Raw genomic sequence first — 17469 nt, 5'->3', positions numbered from 1 at the left:
CGGCTCCGCTTGTGGAGACGGGCCATCGGAGGCACGGGTTCCCCCGATCGGCAACACATATGCCAAGGGACGGCCGGAAATGTACGGCCGTCCCTGGTCAGGCGCCACCGGGCGGAGCTGACGCTCCGTCAGAAAAATTAGCGGAAACTCAGCTCGGCGCGCTCACGCCAGGCCCGGGAAGAAGATCTTCACCTCGCGCTCGGCGGACTCCTCGGAGTCCGAGGCGTGGATCAGGTTCTCGCGGACGATCACGCCGTAGTCACCGCGGATCGACCCGGGCGCGGCGGCGATCGGGTCGGTCGGGCCGGCCAGCTGGCGCACGCCCTCGATGACCCGCTCGCCCTCCACGATCAGCGCGACGACCGGACCCGCGGACATGAACTCCACCAGCGGCTCGTAGAACGGCTTGCCGACGTGCTCGCCGTAGTGCTGCTCCAGCGTGGCGCGGTCCAGGGTGCGCAGCTCCAGCGCGGTGATCCGCCAGCCCGCCTTGCGCTCGATCCGGCCGATGATCTCGCCGGTCAGGCCGCGCCGGACGGCGTCGGGCTTGAGCAGGACGAGGGTGCGCTGGGTCACGAGGGGCTCCTTACACGACTGCGGGGTGCGGTGGGACGAGGTTACAGGGCGTGTCGGCGCCCTCGTCACGCAGCGTCAGCCGTGGTGGAGGAGGACTGGGCCTGCGCCGCGAAGCGCGCCTTCGCCTCGTCCACCTTTCTCCCGAAGTGCACCGACGCCCACCACAACGCGGCGAACACGGCACCCATGAAGAACATGGTCGGGACGAAGACGCCGGAGACCACCAGCGCGATCTGGAGGGCCCAGCCGAGGGCCACCCCGCCGGGACGGGTCACCATGCCGCACAGCAGCACGCACAGCAGCATGGCGATACCGCTGACCAGCCACACCGTCGACGTGGACAGGTCCGGGTCCTTCATGGCGACGAGCCCGGCGAAGCCGATGACGAAGAACTCGCCGATCAAGGTCGATGCACAGAGCGTACGCACAGCGGATCTCAGCCCTTCCCCAGCAGCAGCCGGGCCTCGCCGACCGTGATGACGGAACCGGTGACCAGCACACCGCTGCCCGCGAACTCGCCCTCCTCCTCGGCCAGCGTGATCGCGGCCTCCAGGGCGTCCGGCAGCCGCGGCTCGACCTGCACCCGCTCCTCGCCGAACACCTCGACGGCGAGCGCGGCCAGCTCGTCCGTGTCCATGGCGCGATGGCTGGAGTTCTGGGTGACGACGACCTCGGCGAAGATCGGCTCGAAGGCCTCCAGCAGCCCCCGCACGTTCTTGTCGCCGCTGGCGCCGACGACCCCGATCAGCCGGGTGAAGTCGAACGCCTCGCGCACCGCCTCGGCGGTGGCCTCGGCGCCCGCCGGATTGTGCGCGGCGTCCAGCACGACCGTCGGGGAGCGGCGTACGACCTCCAGGCGGCCCGGCGAGGTGACGGCCGCGAACGCCTTGCGCACGGTGTCGATGTCCAGCGGCTCCGCGCGCAGCGCGCCGACACCGAAGAACGCCTCCACGGCGGCGAGGGCGACGGCCGCGTTGTGCGCCTGGTGGGCGCCGTGCAGCGGGAGGTACACCTCCGGGTACTCGCCGCCGAGGCCGCGCAGCGTGAGCAGCTGCCCGCCGACGGCGACCTGCCGGGCCACCACGCCGAACTCCAGCCCCTCACGGGCGACCGTGGCGTCCACCTCGACGGCCTTCTTCAGCAGCACCTGCGCCGCGTCCACCGGCTGCTGGGCCAGGATGACGGTCGCGTCCTGCTTGATGATCCCGCTCTTCTCGGCGGCGATCGCCGCGGGCGTCTCGCCGAGCCGGTCGGTGTGGTCGAGGTCGATGGGGGTCACGACGGCGACATCGCCGTCGATCACGTTGGTCGCGTCCCAGGAGCCGCCCATGCCGACCTCGACGACGGCGACGTCCACGGGCGCGTCGGCGAAGGCCGCGTACGCCATGCCCGTGAGCACCTCGAAGAAGGACAGCCGGTACTCCTGCTGGGCGTCGACCATCTCGATGTACGGCTTGATGTCCTGGTACGTCTCGATGAACCGCTCGGCGGACACCGGGGCGCCGTCCAGGCTGATCCGCTCGGTGATCGACTGCACGTGCGGGCTGGTGTAGCGCCCGGTGCGCAGCTCGAAGGCGCCGAGCAGGGCCTCGATCATGCGGGCGGTGGAGGTCTTGCCGTTGGTGCCCGTGATGTGGATCGAGGGGTAGGACCGCTGGGGCTCGCCCAGCACGTCCATCAGCGCGGCGATGCGGCTGACCGAGGGTTCCAGCTTGGTCTCGCCCCAGCGGGCGGCAAGCTCCGTCTCGACCTCGCGCAGGGCCCTGTCGACCTCCGGGTCCTCCGGGCGCCCGGGGACGTCGCCCTCTGGCGCACCGCCGCTCTGCGTGCGCAGCGTCCGACTGCCTGCCTCGATCACGGCGAGATCGGGGTCGCGGTCGGTCTCTGCGGCGATGATCTCTTCGAAGGGGTCGAGGGGGTCGGGCTGGTCGTTGCCGGGGATTTCGCTCACGGGGCCAGTCTACGGAGCGGGCGGCGGCTTCGCGGCGCCGGTGGGGGCGGCCGGGCCTCCCGGCCTGGCGCGGGTGCGGTGGGGCCGTTCGCGCCCGCGCGGCGGAGCCGCATATCGTGGCGGAGCCGCAGACGGGACACAGGCCCGCGTCCCTAAGGCCGGCGAGGGCCCCGGCGCTTCACGGGCGCCGGGGCCCTCGTACGACGTCAGGCGTTTCGCGCGGCCCTGGAACGCGGGGGGCTGAGGCGAGCGGCAGCCGCTGCGGCACGGCCCCGGCGCCGGCGACGCTTCCCGGGCAGCGTCAGAGGTGTGACGCCGCCCGGGTCGCGCCGGTCACTCACGCAGGCGGCAGCTTGTCGAGCTGGGCCTGGATGCGGGCGATGTCCTCGTCCGCCTTGGCGAGCCGGGTGCGGATCTTGTCCACCACCTGGTCCGGGGCCTTGGCCAGGAAGGCCTCGTTGCCGAGCTTGGCCGTGGCCTGGGCCTTCTCCTTCTCGGCGGCGGCCAGGTCCTTGGCCAGACGCTTGCGCTCGGCGGCGACGTCGATCGTGCCGGAGAGGTCGAGCGCCACCTCGGCGCCCGCGACCGGCAGGGTCGCCGTGGCCGTGAAGGCCTCGCCCTCGGGCTGGAGGCGGAGCAGCTGGCGGATGGCGGCCTCGTGCGGGGCGAGGGCCGTGCCGTCCAGCGCGAGGCGGGCCGGAACCCGCTGGCCGGGCTGGAGGCCCTGGTCGGCGCGGAAGCGGCGGACCTCGGTGATGACCGACTGGAGGGTCTCGATCTCGCCCTCGGCCTTGGCGTCCCGGAAGCCGCTGTCGGCCGGCCACTCGGCGATGACGACCGACTCGCCGCCCGTGAGGGTGGTCCAGAGGGTCTCCGTGACGAACGGGACGACCGGATGCAGCAGCTTGAGGGTGACGTCGAGGACCTCGCCGAGGACCCGCTTGCTGGCCTCGGCCGGCTCGCCGCCCGCCTGGAACGTCGTCTTGGACAGCTCGACGTACCAGTCGAAGACCTCGTCCCACGCGAAGTGGAAGAGGGCGTCGGAGAGCTTGGCGAACTGGAAGTCGTCGTAGTACGCGTCGACTTCGGCGATGACGGAGTTGAGCCGGGAGAGGATCCAGCGGTCCGTGGCCGACATCTTCGACGGCTCGGGCAGCGGGCCCTGGACCGTCGCGCCGTTCATCAGCGCGAAGCGGGTGGCGTTCCAGATCTTGTTGGCGAAGTTGCGGGAGCCCTGGACCCAGTCCTCGCCGATCGGGACGTCGACACCGGGGTTCGCACCGCGCGCCAGGGTGAACCGGAGCGCGTCGGAACCGTACTTGTCCATCCAGTCCAACGGGTTGACCGCGTTGCCGAAGGACTTCGACATCTTCTTGCCGAACTGGTCGCGGACCATGCCGTGCAGGGCGATGGTGTGGAACGGCGGGGTGCCGTCCATCGCGTACAGGCCGAACATCATCATCCGGGCGACCCAGAAGAAGAGGATGTCGTAGCCGGTGACCAGGACGGAGTTCGGGTAGAACTTCGCGAGCGACTCGGTCCGCTCGGGCCAGCCGAGGGTGGAGAAGGGCCACAGGCCGGAGGAGAACCAGGTGTCGAGGACGTCGGTGTCCTGGTGCCAGCCCTCGCCGGCGGGCGGCTCCTCGTCGGGGCCGACGCAGACGACCTCGCCGTTCGGGCCGTACCAGACCGGGATGCGGTGGCCCCACCACAGCTGGCGCGAGATGCACCAGTCGTGCAGGTTGTCGACCCAGTCGAAGTAGCGCTTCTCCATCTCCTGCGGATGGATCTTGACCTTGCCGTCGCGGACCGCGTCACCGGCGGCCTTCGCCAGCGGGCCGACCTTGACCCACCACTGCATGGACAGGCGCGGCTCGATGGTGGTCTTGCAGCGCGAGCAGTGGCCGACGGAGTGGACGTAGGGCCGCTTCTCGGCGACGATCCGGCCCTCGGCGCGCAGCGCGGCGACGATCGCCGAGCGGGCCTCCAGGCGGTCCATGCCCTGGAAGGGGCCGTGGACGGTGATGACGGCGTGCTCGTCCATCACGGTGATGGCCGGCAGGTCGTGGCGCTGGCCGATCTCGAAGTCGTTCGGGTCGTGGGCCGGGGTGACCTTGACGGCGCCGGTGCCGAACTCGGGGTCGACGTGCTCGTCGGCGACGACCGGGATGGAGCGGTCGGTCAGCGGGAGCCTGATGAGCTTGCCGACGAGGTGCTGGTAGCGCTCGTCCTCGGGGTGGACGGCGACGGCGGTGTCACCGAGCATCGTCTCGGCACGGGTGGTGGCGACGACGATGGTGTCGTCCCCCTCGCCGTACTTCATGGAGACCAGCTCGCCGTCGTCGTCCTGGTACTCGACCTCGATGTCCGAGATCGCCGTCAGGCAGCGGGGGCACCAGTTGATGATGCGCTCGGCGCGGTAGATCAGCTCGTCGTCGTAGAGGCGCTTGAAGATGGTCTGGACGGCCTGGGAGAGGCCCTCGTCCATGGTGAAGCGCTCGCGCGACCAGGCGACGCCGTCACCGAGGCGGCGCATCTGGCCGGAGATCTGCCCGCCGGACTCGCCCTTCCACTGCCAGACGCGCTCGACGAACGCCTCACGGCCGAGGTCGTGCCGGGACTTGCCCTCCTTGCCCAGCTCCCGCTCGACGACGTTCTGCGTGGCGATACCGGCGTGGTCCATGCCGGGCTGCCACAGCGTCTCGTAGCCCTGCATGCGCTTGCGGCGCGTCATGGCGTCGATGAGGGTGTGCTCGAAGGCGTGGCCCAGGTGCAGGCTGCCCGTGACGTTCGGCGGCGGGATGACGACGGTGAACGGCGGCTTCTCGCTCTGCGCGTCCGCCTCGAAGTAACCGCGCTCTACCCAGCGCTCGTACAGCGGGCCCTCTACATCGGCCGGCGCGTACTGGGTCGGCAGTTCGGAGTCGGGCGCGGGTGGCTGCTGCTGAGCGTTCTCGGTCACGGGGGTCAGTTTAGAGGTGTCACGGCGTGGTCCCGAAACGCGTTTGTTCTGTAACGGTGCGGCCCCCGGTGCCGTGCGTTTCCAGGGCCTGGGCCAGGATGTCAGGAACACATAAGCTTCTGGAGGGGAACCCAGGAATGAGTCACAACCAGCCGGGCCCGTACGGCCAGCCGCCCCAGCAGCCGGGTCCGTACGGCCAGCCGGGGCAGCCGGGCCCGTACGGCCAGCAGCCGCAGGCGCCGCAGCCCGGCTATGGCTACCCCCAGCAGCCGCAGGCGCAGCAGCCCGGATACGGCTACCCCCAGCAGGCTCCGCCGGCCGCGCCGCAGCCCGGATACGGCTACCCCCAGCAGGGCGCACCGCAGCAGCCGGGCCCGTACGGCCAGCCGGGGCAGCCGAACCCGTACGGCCAGCAGCAGCCCTTCGGCATGCCGCAGCCGCCGCAGCCGGCCGGGGGCAAGAAGAAGACGGGCCTGATCATCGGCGCGGTGGCCGTGGTGGCGGCCGTGGCGGTCGGCGCGTACTTCGTGCTCGGCGGGAGCAGCGGCGGCAGCGACGTCGCGAACGACGGCCCGCACAAGCTGGTTGCGAAGAGCTCGGTGGTCAACGGCACCTACAAGAAGTCCGAAGACTCGGGATCCGACAGCGACATCACCGACTCAGACCGCTCCGACTTCGAGAAGTGGGGGGTGAAGAACCCCACCGAGGTGAGCGCTGGTTACGAGGCGGGCACGGGGCTGAGCAAGAAGGGGCTTTCCTTCAGCGGCGTGTACGGCACCATCGACGAACCTGAGGCGGTCGTGGATGCCATGTTCGCCAAGGCCAAGTCCGAGGCCGAGAAGAGTCAGGGCGGCTCCGACACCAAGGGGAAGCTGGTCGGCAGCCCGGAGACCGTTCATCCGTCGGGCTTCTCCAACGGCATCATGAAGTGCCAGGTCGCACAGATCGACAGCAGCAGTTCGTCGGCCTCGGAGTCCGGCGTTCCGGAAACCATCAAGATGCCGGTGTGCATCTGGGCCGACCACAGCACCGTCGCTCTCGTCTCCGCGTACAGCGTCGCCTCCATCGCCTCCGGCGATGGCGGCTCTGTCGAGGACTTGGGAGACCTCGCGACCAAGCTCCGCGAGGACGTCCGAGAGAAGATCTAGCCCGGTCTGCGTCGCATGTCCATGCGGAGGGGTGCCCGTCAGCGCGTGGCGGGCACCCCTTCTTTCACGTCAGCCGCGCCCGTCAGGCACGGCGACAGGCGGCGGTGATGACATCTCCCTTGATGTTGAGCTTCCCAAGGCCCAGTTGACAACCGGGGCTCGGAACGGGGTCGCCGATGGGCACCTTGATCGCCCCGTAGCCGCAGGCTTCTTTCACCTTCGCGCCTGCGTAGTATCCGTGGCTGGCCACGTAGTTGCTGCAAGCGCTCTGGGAGGCGCTTGCCGGCGTGGCCATGAGGATCGGCAGGGCCCCCGTCGCCACGACGACACCGGCCGCGGCCGCCATACGTTTCACCCTCTGGAAAGTCATTCAGAGTCTCCCGTTTCACACAACCGGACGCTCGAACGAACGTCCGACTCGGTCGGGGTCATCTGATCATGAAAAGCGGTGGACTCCAAAGGCCGCGGACACGATGGCTCGATCCGGCCGTTCCCGTTCCGACACGCCGATGGGCGGGCACCCAGGGCAGGGTGCCCGCCCATCGGCGGCGAAGAAATAGTCAGGCCGTCTTCTGCTCCCCGGATCCCCGTCCCCGCGCGTCCCGCGGGATGAGGGTCGGGTTGACGTTGGAGAGGACCACGTCGGCCGTGATGACCACGCGGGCGACGTCCTTGCGGGACGGGACCTCGTACATCACGCCCTGGAGGACCTCCTCCATGATGGCGCGCAGGCCGCGGGCGCCGGTCTGGCGGAGGATGGCCTGGTCGGCGATGGCCTCCAGGGCCTCGCGCTCGAAGTCCAGCTCGACGCCGTCGAGTTCGAACAGCCGCTGGTACTGCTTGACGAGCGCGTTGCGGGGCTCGACCAGGATCTTGAGGAGCGCCTCGCGGTCGAGGTTGTGCACCGAGGTGATCACGGGGAGGCGGCCGATGAACTCCGGGATCATGCCGAACTTGACCAGGTCCTCCGGCATGACGTCCTCGAAGACGTCCTTGGCCTCCAGCTCGCGCTTGGAGAGGATCGTCGCGCCGAAGCCGATGCCCTTGGCGCCGGCTCGGGACTCGATGATCTTCTCCAGGCCCGAGAAGGCACCGCCCACGATGAACAGCACGTTCGTCGTGTCGATCTGGATGAACTCCTGGTGGGGGTGCTTGCGGCCGCCCTGGGGCGGGACCGAGGCCGTGGTGCCCTCCAGGATCTTGAGCAGGGCCTGCTGGACGCCCTCGCCGGAGACGTCTCGCGTGATCGACGGGTTCTCGCTCTTGCGGGCGACCTTGTCGATCTCGTCGATGTAGATGATCCCGGTCTCGGCCTTCTTGACGTCGTAGTCGGCCGCCTGGATCAGCTTCAGCAGGATGTTCTCGACGTCCTCGCCGACGTAGCCCGCCTCGGTGAGCGCCGTGGCGTCGGCGATCGCGAACGGGACGTTCAGCATGCGCGCCAGGGTCTGCGCGAGGAGCGTCTTGCCCGAGCCCGTGGGACCGAGCAGCAGGATGTTGGACTTCGCCAGCTCGATCGCGTCGTCACGGCCGCTCGCGCCGCCGTTCTCGCCCGCCTGGACCCGCTTGTAGTGGTTGTACACCGCGACGGAGAGGGCCTTCTTGGCGGCCTCCTGGCCGACCACGTACCCCTCGAGGAACTCGTAGATCTCGCGGGGCTTCGGCAGCTCCTCCCAGCGCACCTCGCTGGTCTCCGCGAGCTCTTCCTCGATGATCTCGTTGCAGAGATCGATGCACTCGTCGCAGATGTACACACCGGGCCCTGCGATGAGCTTCTTGACCTGCTTCTGGCTCTTGCCACAGAACGAGCACTTGAGCAGATCGCCGCCGTCACCGATGCGTGCCACGGTGTGCTTCCCCTTCGCCTGGGAGACGCCTGGACGCAATGAGTCCAGCGGCTCCTGGTGCTGCCTTATGTCCGACGGTACCTTGCCGGGCCCGGTGTTCGGGCCCCCCTTGGCAGGGTTCACTTTGACGTGTGCCCTGCCAAGGGGGGCCTGAAGTGGGTGGTCCCGCTTCAGCGCACCGAGCTGTTGTTCAGCTTGCGGGTGGAGATGATCTGGTCGACGAGGCCGTACTCCAGCGCCTCCTCGGCCGTGAGGATCTTGTCGCGCTCGATGTCCTCGCGGATCTTCTCGATCGGCTGGTTCGAGTGCTTGGCCAGCATGTCCTCCAGCTGCTCACGCATCCGGGTGAACTCGTTGGCGATGATCTCCAGGTCGGAGAGCTGGCCGCGGCCGGTGGAGCCGGCCGGCTGGTGGATCAGCACGCGCGAGTTCGGCAGCGCCATGCGCTTGCCGGGCGTACCGGCGGCGAGCAGGATGGCCGCGGCGGAGGCCGCCTGGCCCATGCAGACCGTCTGGATGTCCGGCTTCACGAACTGCATCGTGTCGTAGATCGCCGTCAGGGCGGTCATGTCGCCACCGGGGCTGTTGATGTAGATCGAGATGTCCCGGTCCGGGTCCATCGACTCCAGGCACAGCAGCTGCGCCATGACGTCGTTGGCGGAGGCGTCGTCGATCTGGACGCCCAGGAAGATCACGCGCTCCTCGAAGAGCTTCGCGTACGGGTCGTACTCGCGGATGCCCTGGGAGGTGCGCTCGACGAAGCGCGGGATGACGTAGCGGCTGTCGGGGCGGGGCCCTTCGTACATGCCGCTGGCGGCGCCGGGGAAGTTGCTCATGGGGTGTTCACCGTCCTGGTGGCGTTCTGGGGGCTTCGGTCTCGGCGGTGCGTGGCGTGGCCTGGCCGGTCAGGCACCGGTGCCGCCGCCTCCCGGAACACCCGAGGCGTGCGTGATGATCTCGTCAATGAGACCGTACTCCTTGGCCTCTGCCGGGGTGAACCAGCGGTCGCGGTCGCCGTCGCGGACGATCGTCTCGACGGACTGGCCGGAGTGCAGCGCGGTCAGTTCGGACATGGTCTTCTTAGTGCGCAGCAGGTACTGGGCCTGGATCTTGATGTCCGAGACCGTACCGCCGAGGCCCGCGGAGCCCTGGTGCATCATGATGTCGGTGTGCGGCAGGGCGAAGCGCTTGCCGGCCGTGCCGCCGGTGAGCAGGAACTGGCCCATCGAGGCCGCCATGCCCATGCCGATCGTCACCACGTCGTTCGGGATGTACTGCATGGTGTCGTAGATCGCCATGCCGGCCGTCACCGAGCCGCCCGGGCTGTTGATGTAAAGGAAGATGTCCTTGTCCGGGTCGGCGGCGAGGAGCAGCAGCTGCGCGGTGATCTTGTTGGCGATGTCGTCGTCAACCTGCTGGCCGAGGAAGATGATCCGCTCGTTGAGCAGCCGGTTGTAGACCTGGTCGCCGAGGCCACCACCGATGGAAGGCTCGCCGGCGGCGGAGGGCATCAGATTCGTCACGTATCCACCTGCTCGCTTACGACGGCGCCGGGCCGTCTCATTGTTCTGCCTTTCATGGACCCTAACGCGATGGTCCCTTCCGGGAATCCCGGGAATGCTGGTGTTCGCCGGGGGCGTAGCGCGTGGCGGCCCGACGGGCGCCGGGGGCGGTTCGCGGGGCCGAATTCGCGTTGTGGCGCACCGCGGGCGCCTGGCGGCCGGTCACGGGGCTCCCCGCGCCCCGGGGTAGCCGAACGGGCCCCGGGAACGAAGTCCCAGGGCCCGTCGTACGCGCTTCAGAGGCGCCGTGGGGCGGCTCAGCCCTCGGCGTTCTCCTCGGAGGTCTCCGACGCCTCGGCGGCCTCGGTCTCCTCCTCGTCGTCGAGGTCGACGACCTCGCCGTTGGTGTCCTTCACCGTGGCGGCCTCGACCACGACGGCCAGGGCCTTGCCGCGGGCGACCTCGCCGACCAGGAGCGGAACCTGGCCGCCCTCGACGACGGCCTGGGCGAACTGGTCGGGGGACATGCCGGAGGAGGCCGCACGCCGCATGAGGTGCTCGGTGAGCTCCTCCTGGCTGACGTTCAGCTGCTCCTTCTTGACCAGCTCGTCGAGGACGAACTGGGTCTTGATGCCCTTGACCGCGGCCTCGCGGGTCTCGGTCTCGAACTCCTCGGCGGTCTTGCCCTGGATCTCCAGGTACTTGTCGAGGGTGAGGCCCATCTGGCCGAGCTGGTGGTGCTCCAGGTTGTGCTTGCGGGTGTTGACCTCGTCCTCGAGCAGCTTCTCGGGGACCGGGACCTCCACCAGCTCCAGCAGCTTCTCCAGGACGCGCTCCTGGGCCTGCGTGGCCTGGTCGAACTGCTTCATGTTGGCCAGCCGCTTGCGGCTGTCGGCCTTCAGCTCGTCCAGGGTGTCGAACTCGGAGGCGAGCTGCGCGAAGTCGTCGTCCAGCTCGGGCAGTTCGCGGGCGGCGACCTGGGTGACCTTGACGGTGACCTCGGCCTCCTTGCCCGCGGCGGAGCCGCCCTTCAGCTCGGAGGCGAAGGTGGCCTCCTCGCCGGCGGACTTGCCCTTGACGGCCTCGTCGATGCCGTCGAGCAGCTCACCGGAGCCGATGGTGTAGGAGACGCCGTTCGCGATGCCGTCCTCCAGCACCTCGCCGTCGACCTTGGCCTCCAGGTCGATGGTGACGACGTCGCCGTCCTCGGCGGCACGCTCGACCGGGGAGGTCGAGGCGAAGCGCTCACGGAGCTGCTCGACCGACTTCTCGATGTCCTCGTCGGTGACCTCGACCGCGTCGACCTCGACCTCGATGCCGGAGTAGTCCGGGATCTCCACGGCCGGGCGGACGTCGACCTCGGCGGTGAAGTTCAGCGTCTCGCCGTCCTTCAGCTCGGTGATGTCGACCTCGGGCTGGCCCAGCGGGCTCAGCTCGGCCTCGTTGACCGCCTCGGTGTAGAACTTCGGGAGCGCGTCGTTGACGGCCTCTTCCAGCACCGCACCGCGACCGAACCGCTGGTCGATGACCCGGGCGGGGATCTTGCCCTTGCGGAAGCCCTTCACCGTGACCTGCTGGTTGATCTTCTTGTACGCCGCGTCGAGGCTGTCCTTGAGCTCCTCGAAGGGCACCTCGACAGTGAGCCGAACCCGGGTCGGGTTCAGGGTCTCCACGGCGCTCTTCACGGTTCGGTCTCCTTGTGGCTGACTGCTTGGGTTCTGCCGGAGCCAGACAGGTCCGGCGGATTCGCCGCCCGGAGGAGTACGTAGGCCATGGGGGCCAGGACACACGGACGCGACGCTTGCATAGTAACCGCAGCCGGTCAGCGCCCCAAAAGGCGATCACCGCGACATCCTGAACCGGTGGTCGGGGTGGCGGGATTTGAACCCACGGCCTTCCGCTCCCAAAGCGGACGCGCTACCAAGCTGCGCCACACCCCGTCTGGTGCGACACGTAGGGTACATGCCCCGGCCGCTCAGGTCGGCCGCATTCACCGGGGCGCCGCGCCCGCCGCGGCCGGGGTCGAACTCGTTGGCCTCGGCGGCGGGCGACCCGCTACGATGCCTTCAGTGCCGCGGTCACCGACCTGCGGCGCAGTGTCGCGGGCGTAGCTCAATGGTAGAGCCCTAGTCTTCCAAACTAGCTACGCGGGTTCGATTCCCGTCGCCCGCTCTGGATGCCGAAGGCCCAGGTAAGAGGTTGATTTCCTCTTCCTGGGCCTTCAGCCGTTCCGGGGGTCGCTCAGCCGTCCGTGTCCCCCACGTGCCCCTTCGGCCGGCGACGCCGCTTCAGAGCTTTCACGATCACCGCGTACGCAACGGTCAGAACAGTGCCTCCGGCGGGGGATCGGCCGGCACCGGGATGGAGGGGGCGCCGTCGCCGAACCCGGGTGCGGCCAGTACACCCAGCCCCACCGCCTCACGACCCGGAGATCACTTGCAAAACGATGCCGGCGAGTGCCAGCCCGGGCAGCGCGGCAACTGCCAGACACAACCAGGATGCCGCCTTCGCAAGCCGCGTGCCGTGCTCGCGCAGGACCGCGAAAGCGATCAACGCGACGCCGACCACGACAGCGGAATAGAAAAGCGCGGCCATGTTTGACCTCCCCGGTCCGCGAGACCCTGTCCCGGCCGTTTCCCCTCTGCGCCAGCACGTGTGCCTCGTCATCCTCGGGGCCGCCGCTCAGCCCCCCGCGTCCCTCGCGTGCCAGGCGGGGCCATGGCGGGTGGCGGCGGGTGCCCGGAGCCGCGCCGAGGGGAAGATGCCGGGGGCCGGCCCGGGGGAACACGAAGGGCCGGGCGGTCCTCGCCCGGCGGTCCGGGTGAGAGCGTCCGTCCCGGTGGGCCGTGCCGGGACGGCGCACCGGCCGTGGACGATCTTGACGACCGGGCCGGGTCGCGCGGTCCCGTTGTTCTCAGTTGTTCGTTCTGTTCGTTCCGCCCGGTGAGGCGGTGCCGCTCCCCCGTCGGGTCAGAACTTGATCGAGTTGATCGACTCCGCTATCGAGTTCAGGAAGCGATTGATCGATGGCGCCATGCCGGTGGAGGCGAGGAAGAAACCGAAGAGGATGGCCACGATGGCGGGCCCGCCCTTGATGTTCCCCCCTCGGATCAACACCACCAGGATGATCGCCAACAGCAGCACCACAGACAGTGAAATGGCCACAACTGATCACACCCTCGGTCGGTCCGCTCTCCCGGCCCGGGGGTACGGCCGCGCACCCCCGCCAGAACCATCGTGCCACCAACCCGGCCGTCGTATGCGGTGTGTGACGCAACGTCGGGTGACGGCCCGGTGCGGGCGACGCCCCGCACAGGAATTCGGCCGGGCGTCCCCAGCCGACTCAGCGCTGAATTAGCCGAGTTCGTTTCCGTGTCCACACATCCTGTACGCAGGTAATTCGAATTGAAGACACAGAGGCGAGATATGCCCCAATTAGTCAGGATGAATCGGGACATCAAGGGTGAACTTGCGACCCGAGTGTGCGCACCATCACGTGGACATGGGTGGCAAGTTCGGTAAATCAGCGGGTACCCGAAGGCGATAACCAGGAATGACCGTCGGAGTTTTACGAAATCCCGCAGACGACGCTAGGGTGCCTGAGATGTTTGAAGCCGCCTCGTCCCCCGGCCAGAACCGCAGGCCGCTCCCCCCGGCACAGTCGCCGGCGGACGGAGTGCCCTCTCCGCGTACCCCTGAGAGCGGGCGGCGCGGCGAGCGGCGGGCCCCGGCGGACAGACCCGGCAGCCGGCGCGACGCTTTCTTCGACAACGCCAAGTACTTGGCCATCGTGCTCGTCGCGATGGGCCACTCATGGGAGCCGCTGAAGGGCGACAGCCGGATCCTCGAGGGCGTGTACACCGTGGTGTACTCCTTCCACATGCCGGCGTTCATCCTCATCTCCGGCTTCTTCTCGCGCAGCTTCGACATGCGTCCGGACCGGCTGAAGCGGCTGGTCACCGGTGTCGCCGTGCCGTACGTCCTGTTCGAGTCGGCGTACCCGCTCTTCAAGAACCTCGTCACCGGATCGCACGAGGAGATCAGCCTCCTCGACCCCTGGTATCTGACCTGGTTCCTGGTCGCGCTGTTCGTGTGGCGGATGACCACGCCGTTCTGGAAGCTGGTGCGCTGGCCGGTGCCGCTGGCCGTCGGTCTGGCCATGCTGGCGAGCGTCACCCCGAGCATCGGTGACGACCTCGACCTCCAGCGGGTGCTGCAGTTCCTGCCGTACTTCGTGCTCGGCCTGTGCCTGAAGCCGGAGCACTTCCAGCTGGTGCGCCGCCGTGCGGTGCGGATCGCCTCGGTGCCGGTGTTCGCGGCGGCGCTCGCGGTCGGCTGGTGGGCGGTGCCGCGCATGAACACCGCGTGGTTCTACCACCGCGACTCCGCGCAGGAGCTGGGCGCCCCCTGGTGGTGCGGCCCGGTGATGACGCTCGCCATGATGGGCTGCTCGCTGGTGCTGACGGCCTGCTTCTTCTCCTGGGTCCCGGGCCGGCGGACGTGGTTCACGGCACTGGGCGCGGGCACGCTCTACGGCTATCTGCTGCACGGCTTCCTGGTGAAGTTCGGCGACTACCGCGGCTGGTTCGAGCACCCCTGGCTGCACCACCCCCTCGGCGAGATCCTGGTGACCTTGGTCGCGGCCGCCGTCGTCACCGTGCTGTGCACCGGGCCGGTGCAGCGCGTCTTCCGCTTCGCGATGGAGCCGAAGATGGACTGGGCGTTCAAGCGGGACGCGGCCGAGCTGGCCCGGGAGCGGCAGCAGCAGCGGGAGAAGGTCGGCGTCTAGGCAGGTCCCGCTTCCGTCCGCGTCTCCGCCTCCGGTTCCGCTTCCGCTTCCGTCCGGCCTTCCGGTTCCGGTTCCGCTTCCAGACCGAGAAGTGCGCGCATCCTCGCGTACTTCTCGGTCAGCCGTTTCCGGGTCGGCCCGTCTAGCACCGCGAGGCGCCGCGGGTCGGCGTTGTGCGCGAGGTCGGACTCCTTCACCAGCAGCGCGCCCGGGGCGGCGAGGACACGGCGGGCGTACGCCTCCGGCCCTTCCCCCGGCCGCTTGGTGAGGGCGCGCACGATGGCCTTGGTCCGCGCGGTGAGGGCGGCCTCGGCCAGCCACTCCTCGCTCAGCGCCGCGTCCTCCACGGAGTCGTGCAGCCAGGCCGCCGCGATCTGCTCCGGGTCGCCGCCACGGGCGCGCACCCCCTCGGCGACGGCCGCCAGATGCTCGGCGTAGGGCCGTCCCGCCTTGTCCGTCTGCCCCTCATGGGCGGCGCGCGCGAGGGCCTCGACCTCCGCGAGGGTGAGCTGGTTCATGGCGCCAGTGTCCCCCGGCGCCTTCGGCGGACCGATGCGGGCCCCGCCCCCGAAAAGTCCTCGCGCCGCCCGACCTCAGGTGTTGTAATAGTCTCTATTGCGTAGCGTCTATTACAACATCGCTTGCTGCGCATGTGCTCGTTCGGGAGGGGACTTGCCGTTCACCACCACCGCCGAGGCCGTACACGCCTGGGTCCAGGGCTGGGCCGTATCGCGCGGCGCTGCCGAACCGGCCGTCCGGCCCTGGGGTTTCACCGTCGACGTCGGCCTGCCCCGCGAGGTGGCGCGGCACGTCCTGCCCGACGCCGACGAGGCGACCGTGCGCAGGCTCGCCGAGGCCACCGAGGCGCCGGCCGTCTGGCTGAAGACCTTCGTGCCGCCGGAGACGCTCCGGGCCTGGCTGCCGTCCGGCTGGGCCCTCGCGGGCGGCCCGGGGTTCCTGATGTCGTCCCGGCCGGCCGCCGCCGGGACCCCGGCGCCCGCGCTGCCCGACGGGTACGGGCTGGTCCGCTGGACCCCGGGCGGGGTCACCCGGGCCGTGGTGCGGGCGCCCGACGGCGCCTTCGCCGCCCGGGCCCAGGTCGCCGTCACCGGCCGGACCGCGGTCGTCGACCAGGTGGAGACGGACCCGGCGCACCGGCGGCGGGGCCTCGGGCGCGTCCTGATGCACACCCTGACGGAGACGGCGGCGCGTGCGGGAGCGACGGCGGCCGTGCTGGGCGCGACCCCGGAGGGCCGGGCGCTGTACGAGGGCGCGGGCTGGCGGGTGCTGGCGCCGCTGACCGCCGCCGCCCGGGTCGTGGAGGACAGCGGGGCGTGACGCCCGGGGGCGGGGCGTGACGCCCGGGCGGGGCGGGGCGCCGCCTCGTGGCGGGCGCCGCCCGGCCGGCTCTCGGCACCGCCGGCTGATACGCGGGCGCTCGTGCACCCCGTATCCCCGGATACGGGGGCCGGGCTCGGTCAGCGCGTGGCCGCGGCCGGCTCGCGGCAGATCAGCAGCAGGGCCCGGTCGTCGTTGACGTCCTTGGCGACGGCCTCGATGAGGTGCCAGGCGGCGCCGTGGAAGCCGCCGGCCACATAGCGGTCGGCCTCGCCGGTGAGCCGGTCCATGCCCTCCACGATGTCCCGGTCGGAGGTCTCCACCAGACCGTCCGTGAACAGCATCAGCACATCACCGGGCCGCAGCGAGCCCTTCACGGAGTCGAACTGGGCGCCGTCGTACACCCCGAGCAGCGGGCCCTCGGCGGCCTTCTCCTCCCAGCGTCCGCTGCCCGCGCTCAGGTGCAGGCCCGGCGGATGCCCGGCGTTGTACAGCTCGTAGTCCCCGGAGTCCAGGTCCAGGACCAGGTGGATGGAGGTGGCGAAGCCCTCGTCCCAGTCCTGGCGGAGCAGATAGCCGTTGGCGGCGGTGAGGAAGGAGTGCGGGGGCAGGGAGCCGACGAGGCCGCCGAAGGCGCCGGACAGCAGCAGGGCGCGCGAGCCCGCGTCCATGCCCTTGCCGGAGACGTCGGTCAGCACGACCTCCAGGGTCCGGCCGCCGTTCGTACGGGCCGCGACCACGAAGTCGCCGGAGAAGGACTGGCCGCCGGCGGGGCGCAGCGCCATCTCGTGGTGCCAGCCGTGCGGCAGCTTGGGCAGCTTGCTCTGCACCCGGATCCGCTCGCGCAGGTCGAACAGCATGGTGCCGCCGCGCCGCCAGGGCACGCCGACCCGGCTGCGGAACTGCGCGGTCAGCAGTCCGAAGAAGCCGCAGGCCGCGACCACCAGGACCACGCCCGGGGTGACCCGGGAGGGACCCTCGGTGTACGGGCCGAGGTGCACCGATTCCACGATCAGCGCGGTGGCCGCCGTCGCGTACAGGCCGAGCAGGCTCGCCGGGCGCAGCAGCAGGCCGCCGGCGACGATCGGCAGCACCAGGGTGGCCGGGGAGCACCACACCGAGTCGAAGAGCGTCATGGCCGCGAGGACCGGGACGGTCAGCAGCAGCCCGGCGAAGGCGACCCAGTCGGAGCCGTCGCCGCGGAAGTAGTCCACGGCGCTTTTGCGCAGGCCGACGCGGGCCCGGTGCCACTGCATCTTCCACCGGGCCGTGAACGTCTCGGCCTTCGCGCGCCGCTGTCGTCCTGCTGCCATTAGTCCGGGACCCTATCCAGCCGGGCGGCTGCTTGGCACGGGA

Annotated in this window: 16 protein-coding genes and 2 tRNA genes; 4 read left to right on the top strand and 14 right to left on the bottom strand. The window is 69.9% G+C overall.

Annotated features, from left to right (window positions below; translation table 11 throughout):
- Positions 1 to 162: 162 nt before the first annotated feature.
- The 4 genes from ndk to ACF073_RS12860 all read right to left on the bottom strand — a co-directional run bounded on the left by ndk (position 163) and on the right by ACF073_RS12860 (position 5489).
- Positions 163 to 576, bottom strand: a complete 414-nt coding sequence (gene ndk, locus ACF073_RS12875; RefSeq protein WP_392069206.1) for a nucleoside-diphosphate kinase — start codon at positions 574 to 576, stop codon at positions 163 to 165.
- 65 nt (positions 577 to 641) lie between these two features.
- Positions 642 to 1004: a DUF4233 domain-containing protein gene (locus ACF073_RS12870; RefSeq protein WP_392069205.1), complete on the bottom strand. Its 363-nt coding sequence runs from the start codon at positions 1002 to 1004 to the stop codon at positions 642 to 644.
- Between the two features lie 8 nt (positions 1005 to 1012).
- On the bottom strand, positions 1013 to 2527 hold the full coding sequence (locus tag ACF073_RS12865; protein WP_392069203.1) for a bifunctional folylpolyglutamate synthase/dihydrofolate synthase: 1515 nt from the start codon (positions 2525 to 2527) through the stop codon (positions 1013 to 1015).
- A 337-nt stretch (positions 2528 to 2864) separates the two neighbouring features.
- The gene (locus tag ACF073_RS12860) at positions 2865 to 5489 is read right to left on the bottom strand and encodes a valine--tRNA ligase (protein ID WP_392069201.1); all 2625 of its coding nucleotides are present in this window, start codon (positions 5487 to 5489) and stop codon (positions 2865 to 2867) included.
- Between the two features lie 137 nt (positions 5490 to 5626).
- Between ACF073_RS12860 and ACF073_RS12855 the strand changes: the two genes are divergently transcribed.
- Positions 5627 to 6637: a hypothetical protein gene (locus tag ACF073_RS12855; protein WP_392069199.1), complete on the top strand. Its 1011-nt coding sequence runs from the start codon at positions 5627 to 5629 to the stop codon at positions 6635 to 6637.
- A gap of 82 nt (positions 6638 to 6719) precedes the next feature.
- Here ACF073_RS12855 and ACF073_RS12850 read toward each other — a convergent pair whose 3' ends face one another.
- The 6 genes from ACF073_RS12850 to ACF073_RS12825 form a co-directional block, all read right to left on the bottom strand.
- The gene (locus ACF073_RS12850; protein ID WP_392069197.1) at positions 6720 to 6983 is read right to left on the bottom strand and encodes a hypothetical protein; all 264 of its coding nucleotides are present in this window, start codon (positions 6981 to 6983) and stop codon (positions 6720 to 6722) included.
- A gap of 214 nt (positions 6984 to 7197) precedes the next feature.
- Positions 7198 to 8484 (bottom strand): ATP-dependent Clp protease ATP-binding subunit ClpX, encoded by a 1287-nt coding sequence (clpX, locus tag ACF073_RS12845; RefSeq protein ID WP_392069195.1) that lies wholly within the window; start codon positions 8482 to 8484, stop codon positions 7198 to 7200.
- A 170-nt stretch (positions 8485 to 8654) separates the two neighbouring features.
- Positions 8655 to 9320: an ATP-dependent Clp protease proteolytic subunit gene (locus tag ACF073_RS12840; protein ID WP_023550748.1), complete on the bottom strand. Its 666-nt coding sequence runs from the start codon at positions 9318 to 9320 to the stop codon at positions 8655 to 8657.
- Positions 9321 to 9389: 69 nt separating this feature from the next.
- A complete protein-coding gene (locus ACF073_RS12835) occupies positions 9390 to 9995 on the bottom strand; it encodes an ATP-dependent Clp protease proteolytic subunit (RefSeq protein WP_392069976.1) in 606 nt (201 codons plus the stop codon).
- A 308-nt stretch (positions 9996 to 10303) separates the two neighbouring features.
- Positions 10304 to 11671, bottom strand: a complete 1368-nt coding sequence (gene tig, locus ACF073_RS12830) for a trigger factor (protein ID WP_392069193.1) — start codon at positions 11669 to 11671, stop codon at positions 10304 to 10306.
- Between the two features lie 178 nt (positions 11672 to 11849).
- Positions 11850 to 11926: transfer RNA gene (locus ACF073_RS12825), tRNA-Pro, on the bottom strand.
- A 161-nt stretch (positions 11927 to 12087) separates the two neighbouring features.
- Between ACF073_RS12825 and ACF073_RS12820 the strand changes: the two genes are divergently transcribed.
- A tRNA-Gly gene (locus ACF073_RS12820) sits at positions 12088 to 12158 on the top strand.
- Between the two features lie 246 nt (positions 12159 to 12404).
- On the opposite strand, the gene ACF073_RS12815 is transcribed toward ACF073_RS12820, so the two are convergent.
- Positions 12405 to 12581, bottom strand: a complete 177-nt coding sequence (locus ACF073_RS12815) for a hypothetical protein (RefSeq protein WP_392069191.1) — start codon at positions 12579 to 12581, stop codon at positions 12405 to 12407.
- 375 nt (positions 12582 to 12956) lie between these two features.
- Positions 12957 to 13151, bottom strand: a complete 195-nt coding sequence (locus ACF073_RS12810; protein ID WP_392069189.1) for a hypothetical protein — start codon at positions 13149 to 13151, stop codon at positions 12957 to 12959.
- 511 nt (positions 13152 to 13662) lie between these two features.
- Between ACF073_RS12810 and ACF073_RS12805 the strand changes: the two genes are divergently transcribed.
- Positions 13663 to 14775, top strand: a complete 1113-nt coding sequence (locus ACF073_RS12805) for an acyltransferase family protein (RefSeq protein ID WP_392069974.1) — start codon at positions 13663 to 13665, stop codon at positions 14773 to 14775.
- On the opposite strand, the gene ACF073_RS12800 is transcribed toward ACF073_RS12805, so the two are convergent.
- Positions 14772 to 15293 (bottom strand): HD domain-containing protein, encoded by a 522-nt coding sequence (locus ACF073_RS12800; RefSeq protein WP_392069187.1) that lies wholly within the window; start codon positions 15291 to 15293, stop codon positions 14772 to 14774. The two genes, ACF073_RS12805 and ACF073_RS12800, sit on opposite strands and share 4 nt — an antisense overlap.
- A 154-nt stretch (positions 15294 to 15447) precedes the next feature.
- Between ACF073_RS12800 and ACF073_RS12795 the strand changes: the two genes are divergently transcribed.
- Positions 15448 to 16113: a GNAT family N-acetyltransferase gene (locus ACF073_RS12795; protein WP_392069186.1), complete on the top strand. Its 666-nt coding sequence runs from the start codon at positions 15448 to 15450 to the stop codon at positions 16111 to 16113.
- Positions 16114 to 16253: 140 nt separating this feature from the next.
- Here ACF073_RS12795 and ACF073_RS12790 read toward each other — a convergent pair whose 3' ends face one another.
- Positions 16254 to 17426: a PP2C family protein-serine/threonine phosphatase gene (locus tag ACF073_RS12790; RefSeq protein WP_392069184.1), complete on the bottom strand. Its 1173-nt coding sequence runs from the start codon at positions 17424 to 17426 to the stop codon at positions 16254 to 16256.
- Positions 17427 to 17469 lie beyond the last annotated feature (43 nt).

The organism is Streptomyces sp. NPDC015171, assembly GCF_043079545.1.
Lineage (GTDB): Bacteria > Actinomycetota > Actinomycetes > Streptomycetales > Streptomycetaceae > Streptomyces.
This window is presented reverse-complemented; position numbering and strand designations above follow the sequence as displayed.